The sequence below is a fragment of the Pseudoalteromonas sp. HL-AS2 genome, assembly GCF_031198805.1.
GTDB classification, from domain to species: domain Bacteria; phylum Pseudomonadota; class Gammaproteobacteria; order Enterobacterales; family Alteromonadaceae; genus Pseudoalteromonas; species Pseudoalteromonas nigrifaciens.
Window position 1 is genome coordinate 268006 of record NZ_CP133571.1, and the last position, 15714, is coordinate 283719.

The following is a 15714-nucleotide window of genomic DNA, read 5'->3' on the forward strand; positions in this document are numbered from 1 at the left end:
ATTATCAGATATTTTCCAAATTCAGTTAATTTGTAGTGATACGAATTAACGCCCTAATTTGCTTGGTAACAATAGCGTTTTGGACCCACCTGACCCCATGCCGAACTCAGTAGTGAAACGAAACAGCGCCGATGATAGTGTAGCATTTGCTATGTGAAAGTAGGACATTGCCAGGCTCCAAATTGTAGAAAGCCCGAATTTAACGATTCGGGCTTTTTTACGTCTGCAGAAAAGTGAAGTGTGGGTGAGTAATGTACACAAGTCTCCCGCGTAGGTCGGGCGAGCGTAGCGATACCCGATACTCAAATCATAAAAACATCACCACTAGCCAATGAATGTGGTGCATTTGCACTGTGATTTTCCACCGCTGTGGGCACTTACGACATTCTACTGCGTTGTCGCTACGAAGTAGCGCGCCGACCCCAAATTGTAGAAAGCCCGAATTTAACGATTCGGGCTTTTTTACGTCTGCAGAAAAGTGAAATGTGGGTGAATAATGTACACAAGTCTCCCGCGTAGGTTGGGCGAGCGTAGCGACACCCGACGATAAAGAGCATCAAAAATAGCTAGATTGCTGCTTTTCTACTGCGTAGTGCATCGATAGCAAATGCTATTTATTAAGTGAGTATATTTATCCATGCTCATACTTGCTCAACTGGATTAAGCTATGGCAAATATGGAGGTAAGAGTATCATTGGCAGGTTTTACATATCTATCAATATATTTCCATATGGGTGACTAGCAATGGCCACTGTCCGGATGGCATAGCATCTGTGGTAATTAGCAAGTGTTGCCGTATTATATCCTTAGTGAGGTGGGAGCTATAATTGCCTCAGTTTTACCTACGACAAGCAATTTATCGAGTTTAGTGGCCTGCACTAATTATAAATTAGAATATTTAATGGGTTGCTGGAATTAACTCCCGGTTATTATCACGCTTAACAGTTAGTAAATTTATGGAAGTGATATTGTGAAATGATTTGAGCTAAAATGATAGCGCAAACTAAAAACCCAACATGAGCTGGGTTTTTAATTAATTTAATGCGCTAGGAGCTACTTATTAGCTTCGTTAAATTATCTATGTAGTTCGCCGACTCTTTCAGGTTGGTAGGTTACTTCTTTTATTTTTACTTTTATTAAACCTCCACCAGGCTTAGGCCATTCAATTTCATCTCCTTGTGATAGCCCAAGTAAAGCGCCTCCTATAGGGGCTAAAATTGATATTTTTTGGCCGCTAGCGTCAAGATCTTTCGGGTAGACAAGAGTTAAATTAAATTCTTCTTTTGAAGATTCTACAACAAAATTTACGGTCGAATTCATGGTAACTATTGTTGCTGGAACGTCTTTAGGATCAACTATAGTTGCTCGCCCTAATTCTGCTTCCAGTTCTTTTTCACCCGCAAAACTGTTTGCTGGCAATGATTCGATTAAATCATATAGTCTATCTGCATCTAATGATGAGATGATTATTTCAGGTCTTTTATTCAACTCAATATCCTTAATAATGTTTATGTAAATAAAACTTACTCTGAGTATGATTCGGCATAAGCTTAATTGCACTAGAATACGTTGAAGTAATTTTTATTTGCAACTCAATAATCAACTATCTTAAGCAATAGTACTTAAGTGACTAAGAGTATAGTTAGTTTTTTATTTTTTCTATAACATTAAAAACCCAGCCGAGGCTGGGTTTTTTTAACCGGGAGGTTTAGGTGGGGTTTACATCATACCGCCCATTCCACCCATGCCGCCCATGCCACCCATATCAGGAGCGCTATCATCTTTAGGGATTTCAGCTACCATAGCTTCGGTAGTGATCATTAGACCCGCAATAGACCCTGCAAATTGTAGTGCAGAGCGTGTTACTTTAGTTGGATCTAGGATACCCATTTCAATCATGTCATTGTATTCGCCAGTAGCAGCATTGTAACCAAAGTTACCTGAACCTGCTTTAACTGCGTTAATTACAACTGAAGCTTCGTCACCTGCGTTTGTTACGATTTGACGAAGTGGCGCTTCCATTGCACGAAGTGCAACTTTAATACCGTGGTTTTGATCTTCGTTGTCGCCAACTAAATCAACCAGCTTACTTGCTGCACGAACTAGTGCAACGCCGCCACCAGGTACTACGCCTTCTTCAACCGCTGCACGAGTTGCATTTAATGCATCTTCAACGCGGTCTTTTTTCTCTTTCATTTCCATTTCAGTAGCAGCACCAACTTTGATTACTGCAACACCGCCAGCTAGTTTAGCCATGCGCTCTTGTAGTTTTTCTTTATCGTAGTCTGATGTTGCTTCTTCGATTTGTGCTTTAATTTGTGAAACACGGCCGTTAATACCTGCTTCTTCGCCAGCACCATCAATGATAGTTGTATCATCTTTAGTGATAATTACGCGCTTAGCTGTACCTAGGTCTTCAACTGTTGCTTTTTCAAGCTCAAGGCCGATTTCTTCTGAAATCACAGTACCGCCAGTTAATACAGCGATATCTTGTAGCATTGCTTTACGACGGTCGCCAAAACCAGGAGCTTTCACTGCTGATACTTTAACAATACCGCGCATGTTATTAACTACTAATGTAGCTAATGCTTCGCCTTCAAGGTCTTCTGCGATGATTAGTAGTGGCTTGCTTGCTTTAGCAACTGCTTCTAATGTTGGTAATAATTCGCGAATGTTAGATATTTTTTTATCTACAAGTAGAATAAATGGGTTATCTAGTTCAACAGTACCTTTTTCTGGGCTGTTAATAAAGTAAGGAGATAGGTAACCACGGTCAAACTGCATGCCTTCAACAACATCGAGTTCGTTTTCCAGTGATTGACCTTCTTCTACAGTAATAACACCACTGTTACGGCCTACTTTTTCCATTGCTTGTGCAATGATGTCGCCAATCTCTTTATCAGAGTTAGCTGAAATAGTACCTACTTGTGCAATTGCTTTAGTGTCAGAGCATGGAACAGATAACGCTTTAAGCTCTGCAACAGCAGCAATTACTGCTTTGTCGATGCCGCGCTTAAGGTCCATTGGGTTCATGCCTGCTGCAACAGCTTTAAGGCCTTCGTTTACAATAGACTGTGCAAGTACTGTAGCGGTAGTTGTACCATCGCCGGCTGCATCGTTAGCTTTAGATGCAACTTCTTTAACCATTTGTGCGCCCATGTTTTCAAACTTGTCTTCAAGTTCGATTTCTTTTGCTACAGATACACCATCTTTAGTGATAACTGGAGAGCCAAATGATTTATCTAGTACAACGTTACGGCCTTTAGGACCTAATGTAACTTTTACTGCGTTTGCCAGGATGTTTACGCCAGTTAGCATTTTAGCGCGTGCGTCACCTGCAAAAAGTACTTCTTTTGCTGCCATGTTTTAAATTCCTCTAAATTCTTAAATGTTTATAAACGAAAAGTAGGTTTAGCCTACAATGCCTAAAATATTATCTTCACGCATGATCAGGTACTCTTGACCTTCGATCTTTTCAACTTTCTCAACATATGAGCCAAATAACACAGTGTCACCGGCTTTAACTTCTAATGCTCTAACATCACCGCTTTCTAAAATGCGACCATTACCAACGGCAACAACTTCTCCGCGGGTTGATTTTTCAGCTGCAGAGCCAGTTAATACAATACCGCCAGCAGATTTTGTTTCTTCTTCTAGACGCTTAACGATCACGCGATCATGTAAAGGACGAATATTCATTTATTTAGTTCTCCTAACAGTTTCTGCGAAGGGCAGAAAAAAGCTTATATTGGTTGCATTCAATAATGGGGGTGTTACGCCAAAATCCAAGCGTAAAATTAAAAAAATTAATCTTTTCGTTCAAACTCACCATCTATGATGGTCGGTTTGTTCACTTGATGAGGATCTGCCTCAGTTTGACTGTGCTGGGTAAATGGTGAACCACCTTGTTGCATACCTGCACTCATACGTACAGTAGCTTGACTAGCAAGGCCGGCTGCCAGTTTGTTGCGAATTACTGGCGTTAATAATAGTAGCCCAAAAACGTCGGTCATAATGCCAGGCGTTAACAATAATACGCCAGCTATAATAACGCATATACCAGTAAATAATTCTTTCGCAGGCATTTGCCCTTCGGCCATTTGAGTTTGTGCTTTTTGTAGCGCGCTCATACCTTGTTGTTTTACCATTTTTGCGCCTAAAATCGCGGTAATAATTACTAGCGCAATTGTCGAAAAACCACCTATTACCTCACTTACTTGTATAAGTAAGGCGATTTCAATAATAGGAATAATGATAAACAACACAAATAAAAATCTAAACATAAAGCTCTCTAAATAATGAAACTCAAAAGAGTTGATGAAATATAAGTGAGGGTGGAGCGGTCTAATTTCAAGGATACAGTAAGCGCTATTACTATTTTTTTGCAGTTATAGCACCTACACATTACATACGCTATCAGATACTATGCTTACAGACATTATTAAACACATAAAGGTTCATTATGGCGGCGCAATTTAAACTTATTTTTACTACCTGCAAAGATGAAAATGAAGCAAGAGAGCTGGCAAAAGCATTAGTTGAGAGAAAACTGGCTGCATGTGTGAATATTCTACCAAAGGTAGCTTCTATTTATATATGGGAAGGTGAAGTAGTTGAGGCAACCGAAGCTAAACTATTGATCAAAACAAAGTTAGATAAAATGAACGATGTATTTTTAACTATTAAAGCATTACACAGCTACGAAGTGCCAGAGATCCAGGTTGTTGATGTGGCAACGGGTAACCTAGCTTATTTTAATTGGATGGATGAGGTACTTAATTAATGCGTTTTTTCTTTTTGTTACTGGTTGCATTATTAGCGGCTCCAGCTAAGGCTAATAATATACTTGGTGATTTACTTGCACCTCCACAACAAACCTTTTTACAAGTAGACCAAGCATTTGTATTTGATTTTGATCAGCAAGATAATACTTTATTTATAGGCTGGGATATTGCACCTGAATACTACTTATATAAAAATAAAATAGAGATTATTGCCAAAGGCGCGAATATAGAAGTAGGCGACTTAGGTAATGGAGAAGTTATCGAAGATGAGTTCTTTGGTAAAACAGAAGTTTTTTTTAATGCACTTAGTATTGTTAGTAAGCTCAGTAATGTAACTGAGGGAGCAGTAGTAAAAGTGCGTTACCAAGGTTGTGCTGAAGCTGGGTTATGTTACCCACCTGAAGTTATTAGTATTCCGCTAAACAAAATTGCCGGTGAACAGCTGCAAAATGCTGATGATGCTACGCACAGTGCAACCTCTGCAAACGCATTTACAGTATTAAGTCAGGCTAATACGCCGACAAGCAATGCGCCTAAAAAAGATCTGACCTTTACCGAGCAGTTAGCAAGCCAAGGGCTAATTACTAATTTACTGATATTTTTTGTTGTTGGTGTTGGCCTGGCTTTTACACCGTGTGTATTTCCAATGTTTCCAATTTTGTCGAGCTTAATTGCTGGGCAAAAAAATCTCTCAACTAAAAAAGCCTTCGCGTTATCATTTGTATATATTCAAGGTATGGCAGTGACCTACGCGGCATTAGGTTTGGTTGTGGCCGCACTTGGCGGGCAAGTTCAAGGTTATTTGCAGCACCCTTATGTACTTATTAGCTTTAGTTTATTGTTTGTATTATTAGCAATGTCGATGTTTGGTTGGTACGAAATAAAGCTACCAAGTGGCATGATGAACAAGTTAACCCAAGTAAGTAATAACCAAAAAGGTGGCAACTACGTTGGTGTGTTTTTAATGGGCGTATTATCGGGCTTGATTGCCTCGCCTTGCACCACCGCACCTTTGTCAGCGGCGCTATTGTTTGTAGCACAAAGTGGCGACTATTTAGTGGGGGGATTAACGCTTTATGTACTGAGTTTAGGGATGGGACTGCCATTATTGTTACTCGGTACATCGGGCGGAAAACTATTGCCTAAAGCCGGTGGCTGGATGGAACAAGTTAAAACCCTATTTGGCTTTATTATGCTAGTTGTGCCACTTATATTACTTGAGCGCCTTTTAGATGCCGATGTTATTTTATTAATGGCGGGAGTATTGGCCTTGGCAACCGCGCTTTACTTGCATCACTGGCAAAGTAGCCAAACACAAGGAAAATTAAAAACAGCACTGTGGTTTGCTGCAACGTTACTCGTTGTTAGTGGCTTTAACTTAACTAAAAATTATTTTTGGCCAGTACACATGCAAACAATGCAAGTAAGTGCGCAAAGTAATGAGTTTAAGCAAGTAGCCAATTTAACTGAGTTAAAAGCAGCCGTTGCTCACGCTAATGAGCAAGGCCGACTGGTTATGGTCGACTTATATGCTGATTGGTGTATTGCGTGTAAAGAATTTGAGCATTACACCTTTCCCGATGCAAAAGTGCAAAATGAGTTTAGTCACTTTGAGCTTATTCAAGTCGATTTAACCGACAGCGATAACAAAACAATCGAACTAATGGAAGAATATACGGTGTTTGGTTTACCGAGTATTTTGTTTTTTAATACCCAAGGAGAGGAGCTAAGTGCACAACGTGTTACCGGCTTTTTGAATGCTGAAGATTTTGCTCAGCACCTATCTACAGTACGCGCCAGCGTAAAGTAGCAATATAATAGCCCCCCATAATTTAAAGGTGGGGCTATTACTACTGCCTCAATGCTTGTACCCAATACAGAGATAAGACCAGTATTTTGCTGTTATTTACGTCGAAATCACTATAATAGTTGGTTAACGTGAGAAATTGTTGTTATCTTATTTTTTATACTCACATTTTTGTAAAAAATTAGCTAACGACTGCTTAACTCATTACTTATAGGATATATCGCGTATTATGGCTGCAAAATTCAAGCTTTTAGTTATAAATGGCCCAAATTTAAATATGCTAGGTAAACGTGAGCCAGATAAATACGGTTCACGTACGCTAAGCGAAATTATGAGCGAACTAACATGTGCCGCTGATAGTTTAAATGTTGAGTTAACGCACTTCCAAAGTAATAGTGAGCAAGCACTGATAGAGCGTATTCACGATACTTGGCAAGCGATTGATTACATAATTATTAATCCTGCTGCATTTACGCATACGAGCGTCGCATTACGTGATGCATTGTTAAGTGTTGATATTCCGTTTTTTGAAGTGCATTTAAGCAACGTGCACGCACGTGAAGCGTTTCGCCATCATTCGTATTTTTCTGATGTGGCGCAAGGCGTAATATGTGGATTAGGTGCAATGGGTTATCACGCAGCGCTTGAAGCTGCAGTAAACCAATTGCAAAACTCAAATTAATTTTAAACACACAAACTAATAGGCGGGCCGTTTATGGATATTCGCAAGATCAAAAAACTTATTGAATTAGTAGAAGAGTCAGGTATTGCTGAGCTAGAAATCACTGAAGGTGAAGAGTCAGTACGTATAAATCGTAATAACATGAGTGCAGGCCCAGGCTATGCTCAGTTTGCGCCACAGCAATATGCACCAGCACCAGTTGCCGCTCCAGTTGCTGCAGCTCCTGCAGCAGCAGTTGAAGCCGCTGCTCCAGCAGCCTCTACAGGTCATCAAGTTAAATCACCTATGGTTGGCTCATTCTACGCTGCAGCTTCACCAGAAGCGCCAGCATACGTAGAAGTTGGTTCTCAAGTTAAAGTTGGCGATACATTATGTATCATCGAAGCAATGAAAATGATGAACCAAATTGAGTCAGACAAAGCTGGTACAGTAAAAGCTATTTTAGCTGAAAATGGCGAGCCAATAGAATTTGATCAACCTTTATTCATCATTGAATAATAGCGCAACCTAAAAGGCCAACTCTAATGTTAGATAAAGTAGTCATTGCAAACCGAGGTGAAATTGCACTTCGTATATTGCGCGCCTGCAAAGAGCTTGGGATCAAAACGGTTGCTGTGCATTCAACGGCGGATCGCGATCTTAAGCATGTATTGCTTGCAGATGAAACCATCTGTATTGGTAAACCAGCAGCAACAGAAAGTTATTTAGATATTCCGCGTATTATTGCCGCGGCTGAAATAACTGACGCTGTAGCGATTCATCCTGGTTATGGTTTTCTTGCAGAAAATGCTGATTTTGCCGATCAAGTTGAGCAAAGTGGTTTTGTATTTATTGGTCCTACTGGCGATACAATTCGTCTTATGGGCGATAAAGTCTCTGCAATCGCAGCAATGCGTAAAGCCGGTGTTCCGTGTGTACCAGGCTCAGATGGTCCAGTATCAGATGACAAAGAGCGCAATATGCAAATTGCTAAGCGCATTGGTTATCCGGTAATCATTAAAGCCGCTGGTGGCGGTGGTGGTCGTGGTATGCGTGTTGTGCGCAGCGAAGCTGAACTGATTGATTCAATTGCATTAACCCAGCAAGAAGCGAAGCAGTTCTTTGGTAATGGTATGGTTTACATGGAGAAATACCTTGAAAACCCACGTCATATCGAAGTACAAATTTTAGCTGATGGCCAAGGTAATGCTGTGCATTTAGGTGAACGTGATTGTTCTATGCAGCGTCGTCACCAAAAAGTAGTTGAAGAAGCACCCGCTCCAGGAATTACAGCAGAAACACGTAAATTTATTGGTGAGCGCTGTACGCGTGCCTGTATTGAAATTGGTTATCGTGGAGCTGGTACGTTTGAGTTTTTATACGAAAACGGCGAGTTTTATTTTATCGAAATGAATACCCGTATTCAGGTTGAGCATACAATCACTGAAATGGTTACAGGTATTGATTTAGTTAAAGAACAGCTAAAAATTGCTGCTGGTCAGCCATTGTCGTTCACTCAAGATGATGTTGTTATTCGCGGCCATGCAATTGAATGTCGCATTAACGCAGAAGACCCAGAAACCTTTATTCCGTCACCGGGTAAAATTACACGTTTTCATCCTGCGGGTGGTTTAGGTATTCGTTGGGACAGCCATATTTATGCTGACTACACGGTTCCACCACATTACGATTCAATGATTGGTAAGCTAATTACTTACGGTGAAAACCGTGACGTAGCAATTGCTCGTGCACGTAACGCACTAAATGAATTAGTAATCGACGGTATTAAAACCAATACTCCGCTGCATAAAAGAATTCTTGCAGACGAAAACTTCCAAAATGGTGGGACTAATATCCACTATCTTGAGAAAAAATTGGGACTATAATTCCTCGTTAATAGAAACCGGCGCTTAGCCGGTTTTTTTATCTTTAAAAATTGGCTGTATCACCTTAAATAAATAATCTGGTATGATTAACAAATATGCGCTTTAATAAATTTTTGAGGTAAAGGTAATAATGTCACGTAGTTTTAAGTCTCACTTGAGTGATGATATTGCCACGGTAACAATGGGCAATCGAATTGCGGCTATTATAGAGCAAGGTGCGGTAATTTATTTACATGGCGATTTAGGCGCGGGTAAAACCACCTTTACACGTGGCATAGTGCAAGGTTTTGGCCATACAGGTAAGGTTAAAAGTCCAACGTATACCTTAGTAGAGCCATATGAGCTGGAGCGCGCTAATGTTTACCACTTTGATTTGTATCGTTTAGGCGATCCAGAAGAACTTGAATATATGGGAATACGCGATTACTTTTCAGCGCAAGCAATTTGTGTGGTTGAATGGCCAGAAAAAGGCGGAGAGTTTATTCCTGTGCCAGATTTAAATATTACCTTAAGCTATGTAGGCGATGAGCGAAATATCGTTATTAATAGTGCCAGTGAGCGTGGTAGCGTAATTATTGAAAAACTAAATAACTTAACCTCAGAGTAATAATATTGGTTATATAACAAATAATAAAATAGTTAAGGCAGTCACTATCAACATGAGTCGCGGTGTAATTAAACTCTTTATTTATCTTGTAGCTATCACTACGAGTTCGTCGCTATGGGCACAAAATACCATTAATAGTGTGCGCGTTTGGCCATCTCCCGATAGCACTCGGGTGGTATTTGATTTAACTGAAAAGCCTGACTTTAGTTATTTTATGCTTAAAAATCCTAGCCGTTTAGTGGTTGATTTAGAGCAAACACGGGAGCTTAAAGTGTTACCCGGTATTCCGCCTGAGCATCAAATTGTTAGTAAGCTTCGTTATTCTAAACCAAAAAATAAACACAGCGTGCGCTTTGTATTTGAATTGAGTGCCCCGGTAAAGCCTGTGGTTTTTGCATTAGCACCAACGGGCCCCTATAAAAACAGGTTGGTTGTTGATCTATATGATAAAAGTGAATCATCCACAGCAGTATCACCAGCGCAGACAGCGGCTAAAAACCGTCAATTAAGCCAAGAGCGCGATATTGTTATTGCGATTGACGCTGGTCACGGTGGCGAAGACCCTGGCTCAATTGGCCCATCGGGTACCTATGAAAAAACAATTACATTACAAATAGCTAAACGCTTAGAGAGGATGATTGACTCTGAGCGCGGGATGATTTCGCGTATGGTGCGCAGCGGCGATTACTTTGTAAAGCTCAATACCCGCACCAATCGTGCTCGTGAGAAAAAAGCTGATTTTTTTGTCTCTATTCATGCTGATGCATTTACGAGCCCAGGTCCAAATGGTGCCTCAGTGTGGGTGTTATCACTGCGCCGTGCTAACTCAGAAATAGGTAAATGGATTGAAGATAAAGAAAAACACTCTGAGCTTTTAGGTGGCGCGGCAGATGTAATAAAAGATGCCGCCAATGAAAAGTACTTAGCGCAAGCACTGCTTGATATGTCGATGGATCATTCGATGAAAACCGGTTTGAGCGTTGCTGATGAAGTAGTAAAAGAGCTGCGTAAGGTGGCAAAGTTACATAAAAAAGACCCTCAACATGCGAGTCTTGCAGTATTAAAGTCACCAGACATTCCTTCTATTTTAATCGAAACAGGGTTTATTTCTAATCCCCGTGAAGAAAAATTGCTAAAAAGTGCTAATCACCAAGAGCGTTTAGCCAAAGCTATATTTACTTCAATTAAAAATTATTATTTAAAAAATCCACCTGACGATTCTTTATTTGCCAAGTTAAAGTCGCAATATCCAACCAAGCATAAAGTTCGTCCGGGGGAGTCGTTAAGCATGTTAGCGAGTCGCTACGGCATAACTATAAACAAGTTAAAGCAGGCGAATAAATTAAGCTCTAATACCTTATTTATTGGCCAAGAACTCGATATACCGCAAAGTTAATTGCTTATCATTAGAGCCATGTTTGTTAGGAAGTTGAATGAGTATTGAAATACTACCCGCACGTTTAGCGAACCAAATTGCTGCAGGTGAAGTGGTCGAGCGCCCCGCGTCGGTGGTAAAAGAATTAGTAGAAAACAGCCTAGATGCTGGTGCTACACGCATTCAAATAGATATTGAGCGAGGTGGGCACAAACTAATTCGTATTCGTGACAATGGTGCGGGTATTGCTCAAGACGAGCTTACATTGGCGCTTTCTCGCCATGCAACCAGTAAATTGAAATCCCTCGATGATTTAGAAAATATTTGCTCACTAGGATTTAGAGGTGAAGCACTGGCGTCAATTAGTTCCGTTTCGCGCTTAACGCTAAGCTCAAAAACTAAACATCAAGAAGCCGCTTGGCAAGCATTTGCACAAGGTCGCGATATGGCTGTGCAAGTAAAACCAGTAGCGCACCCAGATGGCACCACCATAGAAGTAAAAGATTTATTTTTTAATACGCCAGCCCGGCGCAAATTTTTACGTACCGAAAAAACAGAGTTTAGCCATATTGATGAGCTTATAAAGCGCATTGCGCTGAGTCGATTTGATGTATCTATTACCCTTACTCATAATGAAAAAGTAGTCAGGCAGTACCGTGCTAAAACTGATCCTAGCCAAGCAATTGCCCGTGTAGCGCAAGTGGCGGGTAAAGCATTTGCTGAGCAAGGCTTGCATATTCAATCGGGCGAGGGGGGCTTGCAGCTCCATGGCTGGGTATTGCCGGTTGGTTCTGCTAACACCGTGCAGTATACCTATGTAAACAATCGCATGATGCGCGACAAGCTTATACTGCACGCTATTCGCCAAGCATTTGAAGAAGTAAGTGGTGCCCAAGAGTTACCCGGTTTTGTTATTTATATTGATATTGATCCTCGTCAAGTCGATGTAAATGTTCATCCGGCAAAACACGAAGTACGTTTTCATCAAGGGCGTTTAGTACACGACTTTATACTACAAGCAATTAAACAAGTTGTTGTGCCACTGCAAGGTGAGTTTACTAATGAGCCTTTAAATAACCTAGCCGATACGGTATTTAGTCAGACAGACACTGCGCGTTCTCCCACTGGGAATTTTGAGTCGGGTGAGGTATTTGATTATCCTAAATCGCAATTGCAACCATCTCATAGTGTCAGTTCTGGCGGCGCATCGCTAGGTTCGCGTAGTGCGGGAGGGAGTGGCGGCGCCTACAGAGCTGCACCTAGTACTAATCATCATGATATTAATGCTTTTTATCAGGGCGTGAGTGAGCAGCATGCCGCACATTTTGACCAAGGTGCTCACGTATCTGTTGGGGTTAACCAGTCACACGCTGTGGAGCAGGCAGTTGCTTTAAAAACGGTTGCTATTATCAGCATCAACGAAGGCGTGTGTGTGTTTAGCAGCGAGCAGCAATTGTATTGCTCACATTTTAAATATGCATTAGTTGATGATTGGCATGAGCAAATAAAAGAGCAGGGCAGCTTAGAGGGCAAAGCGCTGTTGTTGCCAGTACGGGTTAATTTATCCAAGCAAGACTGTGAGCTAATAGCAGCGCAACAGTCTTGGTTTACGCTATTAGGTTTTGAGCTAATTATTGAAAAACAGTTTGTGATGGTTAAAAAACTTCCTGCGTGCTTATATTTATTAGACGTTACTAGCGCGGTTGAAAGCCTGCTGGAAGCGTGTAAAGCACCACTTGAAAACATAGAAAGCTGGTTGGCGTGGCAGATGCAGCACACACCAGCGCGTTTTTATTCCAGCAATATCTTTTTAGCGCAGCAAGCCCGCATGCAAAATAATCCGCAAACAATTGAACGTTTGCGTGTAAAAGCAGTTAAAATAGATATAGAGCACTATTTAACGCAATTAGATTAAGGTATTCGTGTTGAGTAATTTACCAGTCATATTTTTAATGGGTCCAACTGCAGCGGGTAAAACGGCGTTGGCAATTTCATTGTGTGAGCATTTAAATACCGAAATAATTAGTGTTGATTCAGCGTTAGTATATAAGGGTATGGATATTGGCACGGCTAAACCCGATGCATCAGAGTTAGCACGTGCTCCGCATCACTTAATTGATTTACTTGACCCAAGTGAAACTTATTCAGTTGCTGATTTTAGACGTGATGCGATAATAAAAATAGATGAATTTCATCAGCAAGGTAAGGTGCCGGTATTAGTTGGCGGCACCATGTTGTACTTCAAGGCTCTGATTGATGGTTTATCACCACTGCCAGAAGCTAACGTGGAAATAAGAGCCGAACTTGAAGCGCAAGCTGCGCAATATGGCTGGCCACATTTGTATCAAGAACTGGTAAAAATAGACCCGCAAGCAGCGCAAAAAATGAGTGAAAACGATTCACAAAGAATTAATCGTGCTTTAGAGGTATACAAATTAACAGGTAAAACCATGACCGAGCTGCAAAAGCAAAAACAGCCGGTTTTACCTTATACTTTTCATCAATTTGCTATTGCGCCAACGCAGCGCAGTGAATTACATCAGCGAATTGAAAAAAGGTTTAAAATAATGCTCGAACAGGGGTTTGAAAATGAAGTTTCGACCCTATATCTACGTAAGGATTTACACCCCAATATGCCTTCTATTCGTTGTGTAGGTTATAGACAAATGTGGGATTACCTTGCGGGTGAAATTGACCATGATGAAATGGTATTTCGCGGCATTGCGGCTACACGTCAATTGGCTAAACGCCAATTAACTTGGTTAAGAAGCTGGCCTGATGTTACATGGTTAACAACGGGTGATGAAGAAAACTTGCATCGTGTAGTAAGTTCGCTAAGCTAGTAGTAGTTGAATAAAATTTAGCTTTGTTAAATAAGTTCAGCCACTTAATTATAATAACACCTAGAACGAAGGAATAATAACATGGCAAAAGGCCAATCGTTACAAGACCCATTTTTGAATGCACTACGCCGTGAGCGCATCCCAGTATCAATCTTTTTGGTTAATGGCATAAAATTACAAGGTAAAATTCAGTCATTTGATCAATTTGTTATTTTACTAGAAAACACCGTAAATCAAATGGTGTATAAACATGCAATTTCAACAGTTGTTCCTGCTCGTGCAGTTAATTTCCAAGGTGTTCAAGAAAATGACGACACTGAAGAACCTGAAGCTGGAAACATTTAAATTAGGAGCGTGATGCTTGTTTGACCGCTATAAATCTGGCGAACAGGCAGTTTTAGTTCATATTGACTTTCCTAAAGAGGGGGATCGTGAAGATCTTCACGAATTAGAATTGTTGGTATCTTCTGCTGGTGTTAGTAGTTTGGCGGTTGTGCAAGGCAGCCGTCAAGCACCACATCCGAAACTATTTGTCGGAACTGGTAAAGCAGAAGAAATAGCTGAGACTGTTAAAATCCACAATGCCGATGTCGTTATTTTTAATCATCAACTCAGACCGTCCCAAGAGCGTAACTTAGAACGCATTTTGCAATGTCGTGTGCTTGATAGAACCACCCTTATTCTTGATATATTTGCGCAACGAGCACGTACCCACGAAGGTAAGTTGCAAGTTGAACTGGCGCAATTGCGTCATATGTCCACGCGACTAATTCGTGGTTGGACGCATTTAGAGCGTCAAAAAGGGGGCGTGGGTTTACGTGGGCCGGGTGAAACACAGCTCGAAACCGATAGACGCTTATTGCGCGCCCGCCTGCAAAATATTCGTGCACGGCTAGATAAAGTTGCTGTACAGCGCGAGCAAGGCAGACGCGCTCGTAGTCGTAACGAAATACCAACTGTATCGTTAGTAGGGTATACTAACGCGGGTAAATCAACATTATTTAATCGCATTACAAACTCAGATATTTATGCTGCAGATCAATTGTTTGCGACGCTTGACCCAACGTTACGAAAACTTGAGTTAGGCGATGTTGGTCCGGTTATTTTAGCCGATACTGTTGGCTTTATTCGCCATTTGCCGCATGACTTAGTGGCGGCATTTAAAGCGACGCTAACAGAAACGCGAGAAGCCGACTTACAGCTGCATGTTATTGATGTGGCAGATGCACGACTAAAAGAAAATATTGAACAAGTACAATCAGTACTCAAAGAAATTGAAGCTGATGAAGTACCGCAATTATTGGTTTATAACAAAATTGATGCGCTGGATGATATTACTGCGCGTATTGATCGCGATGATGAAGGCCAACCTATAAGGGTATGGCTTTCTGCTCAAACCGGCGAAGGTTGCGAGTTACTTAGCGAGGCTATTAGCGAATTACTTGCTAAACAAATGCTTAGCGAAACATTATTGCTTGCACCACAATATGGACGGTTAAGATCGTCGTTATTTAGTTTAAGTGCAGTAAGCGACGAGCGCTTTGATGAACAAGGTAACTGGCTGTTAGATGTTAGGTTACCTGTAGTTGAGTGGAATCGTTTAATTAAAGAATTTGGTCCTGAAATTGCTGGTTTTATCGTCTGTGATTAAAAATTGATGTAATTAATGTCGGTTTTTGTATAAGAAACGCAGTAGATTTGTTAGATTTAACTCAATTTCCTTATTTATTTAGATAACAATGGAGTATAGC

The 15714-nt window shown here is 40.8% G+C and carries 15 protein-coding genes and 1 rRNA gene; 12 read left to right on the forward strand and 4 right to left on the reverse strand.

Features of this window, described 5'->3' with window-relative positions:
• The first annotated feature begins 61 nt into the window (after window positions 1-61).
• Window positions 62-176 (forward strand): 5S ribosomal RNA (gene rrf, locus RB215_RS01265).
• Between the two features lie 898 nt (window positions 177-1074).
• Here the strand turns inward: rrf and rnk are convergent.
• The 4 genes from rnk to RB215_RS01285 form a co-directional block, all read right to left on the reverse strand.
• A complete protein-coding gene (gene rnk, locus RB215_RS01270) occupies window positions 1075-1488 on the reverse strand; it encodes a nucleoside diphosphate kinase regulator (RefSeq protein WP_041454318.1) in 414 nt (137 codons plus the stop codon).
• Window positions 1489-1719: 231 nt separating this feature from the next.
• Window positions 1720-3363 carry a chaperonin GroEL gene (gene groL, locus RB215_RS01275; RefSeq protein ID WP_011326972.1) on the reverse strand — a complete coding sequence of 548 codons (1644 nt, stop codon included), beginning with the start codon at window positions 3361-3363 and terminating at the stop codon, window positions 1720-1722.
• A gap of 48 nt (window positions 3364-3411) precedes the next feature.
• The gene (locus tag RB215_RS01280; RefSeq protein ID WP_011326973.1) at window positions 3412-3699 is read right to left on the reverse strand and encodes a co-chaperone GroES; all 288 of its coding nucleotides are present in this window, start codon (window positions 3697-3699) and stop codon (window positions 3412-3414) included.
• 107 nt (window positions 3700-3806) lie between these two features.
• The gene (locus tag RB215_RS01285) at window positions 3807-4283 is read right to left on the reverse strand and encodes an FxsA family protein (protein WP_011326974.1); all 477 of its coding nucleotides are present in this window, start codon (window positions 4281-4283) and stop codon (window positions 3807-3809) included.
• Between the two features lie 179 nt (window positions 4284-4462).
• Between RB215_RS01285 and cutA the strand changes: the two genes are divergently transcribed.
• The 11 genes from cutA to hflX all read left to right on the forward strand — a co-directional run bounded on the left by cutA (window position 4463) and on the right by hflX (window position 15614).
• The gene (gene cutA / locus RB215_RS01290) at window positions 4463-4783 is read left to right on the forward strand and encodes a divalent-cation tolerance protein CutA (RefSeq protein ID WP_011326975.1); all 321 of its coding nucleotides are present in this window, start codon (window positions 4463-4465) and stop codon (window positions 4781-4783) included.
• Window positions 4783-6594, forward strand: a complete 1812-nt coding sequence (locus tag RB215_RS01295) for a protein-disulfide reductase DsbD (protein WP_309216702.1) — start codon at window positions 4783-4785, stop codon at window positions 6592-6594. The genes cutA and RB215_RS01295 overlap by 1 nt, the downstream gene beginning before the upstream one ends.
• Before the next feature lie 226 nt (window positions 6595-6820).
• Complete coding sequence (gene aroQ, locus RB215_RS01300; protein ID WP_011326977.1) at window positions 6821-7273, forward strand: type II 3-dehydroquinate dehydratase; 453 nt, start codon at window positions 6821-6823, stop codon at window positions 7271-7273.
• Between the two features lie 33 nt (window positions 7274-7306).
• Window positions 7307-7771, forward strand: a complete 465-nt coding sequence (accB, locus tag RB215_RS01305) for an acetyl-CoA carboxylase biotin carboxyl carrier protein (RefSeq protein WP_011326978.1) — start codon at window positions 7307-7309, stop codon at window positions 7769-7771.
• Window positions 7772-7797: 26 nt separating this feature from the next.
• On the forward strand, window positions 7798-9138 hold the full coding sequence (gene accC, locus RB215_RS01310; protein WP_011326979.1) for an acetyl-CoA carboxylase biotin carboxylase subunit: 1341 nt from the start codon (window positions 7798-7800) through the stop codon (window positions 9136-9138).
• A 130-nt stretch (window positions 9139-9268) separates the two neighbouring features.
• Complete coding sequence (gene tsaE / locus RB215_RS01315) at window positions 9269-9745, forward strand: tRNA (adenosine(37)-N6)-threonylcarbamoyltransferase complex ATPase subunit type 1 TsaE (protein WP_011326980.1); 477 nt, start codon at window positions 9269-9271, stop codon at window positions 9743-9745.
• A 52-nt stretch (window positions 9746-9797) separates the two neighbouring features.
• Complete coding sequence (locus RB215_RS01320; protein ID WP_182684548.1) at window positions 9798-11141, forward strand: N-acetylmuramoyl-L-alanine amidase; 1344 nt, start codon at window positions 9798-9800, stop codon at window positions 11139-11141.
• Window positions 11142-11178: 37 nt separating this feature from the next.
• Window positions 11179-13035 (forward strand): DNA mismatch repair endonuclease MutL, encoded by a 1857-nt coding sequence (gene mutL, locus RB215_RS01325; RefSeq protein ID WP_309216703.1) that lies wholly within the window; start codon window positions 11179-11181, stop codon window positions 13033-13035.
• A 10-nt stretch (window positions 13036-13045) separates the two neighbouring features.
• Entirely contained in the window at window positions 13046-13963 is a 918-nt protein-coding gene (miaA, locus tag RB215_RS01330; protein ID WP_041454320.1) for a tRNA (adenosine(37)-N6)-dimethylallyltransferase MiaA, read from the forward strand.
• 81 nt (window positions 13964-14044) lie between these two features.
• Entirely contained in the window at window positions 14045-14308 is a 264-nt protein-coding gene (hfq, locus tag RB215_RS01335; protein ID WP_011326984.1) for an RNA chaperone Hfq, read from the forward strand.
• Between the two features lie 16 nt (window positions 14309-14324).
• A complete protein-coding gene (gene hflX, locus RB215_RS01340; RefSeq protein ID WP_309216704.1) occupies window positions 14325-15614 on the forward strand; it encodes a ribosome rescue GTPase HflX in 1290 nt (429 codons plus the stop codon).
• Window positions 15615-15714: the final 100 nt, after the last annotated feature.

What these genes read in the sequence shown, in the direction of transcription:
- groL (WP_011326972.1), bottom strand. Translation starts at nt 3,363, where the DNA reads ATGGCAGCAAAAGAAGTACTTTTTGCAGGTGACGCACGCGCTAAAATG.
- RB215_RS01280 (WP_011326973.1), bottom strand. Translation starts at nt 3,699, where the DNA reads ATGAATATTCGTCCTTTACATGATCGCGTGATCGTTAAGCGTCTAGAA.
- RB215_RS01285 (WP_011326974.1), bottom strand. Translation starts at nt 4,283, where the DNA reads ATGTTTAGATTTTTATTTGTGTTGTTTATCATTATTCCTATTATTGAA.
- cutA (WP_011326975.1), top strand. Translation starts at nt 4,463, where the DNA reads ATGGCGGCGCAATTTAAACTTATTTTTACTACCTGCAAAGATGAAAAT.
- RB215_RS01295 (WP_309216702.1), top strand. Translation starts at nt 4,783, where the DNA reads ATGCGTTTTTTCTTTTTGTTACTGGTTGCATTATTAGCGGCTCCAGCT.
- aroQ (WP_011326977.1), top strand. Translation starts at nt 6,821, where the DNA reads ATGGCTGCAAAATTCAAGCTTTTAGTTATAAATGGCCCAAATTTAAAT.
- accB (WP_011326978.1), top strand. Translation starts at nt 7,307, where the DNA reads ATGGATATTCGCAAGATCAAAAAACTTATTGAATTAGTAGAAGAGTCA.
- accC (WP_011326979.1), top strand. Translation starts at nt 7,798, where the DNA reads ATGTTAGATAAAGTAGTCATTGCAAACCGAGGTGAAATTGCACTTCGT.
- tsaE (WP_011326980.1), top strand. Translation starts at nt 9,269, where the DNA reads ATGTCACGTAGTTTTAAGTCTCACTTGAGTGATGATATTGCCACGGTA.
- RB215_RS01320 (WP_182684548.1), top strand. Translation starts at nt 9,798, where the DNA reads ATGAGTCGCGGTGTAATTAAACTCTTTATTTATCTTGTAGCTATCACT.
- mutL (WP_309216703.1), top strand. Translation starts at nt 11,179, where the DNA reads ATGAGTATTGAAATACTACCCGCACGTTTAGCGAACCAAATTGCTGCA.
- hfq (WP_011326984.1), top strand. Translation starts at nt 14,045, where the DNA reads ATGGCAAAAGGCCAATCGTTACAAGACCCATTTTTGAATGCACTACGC.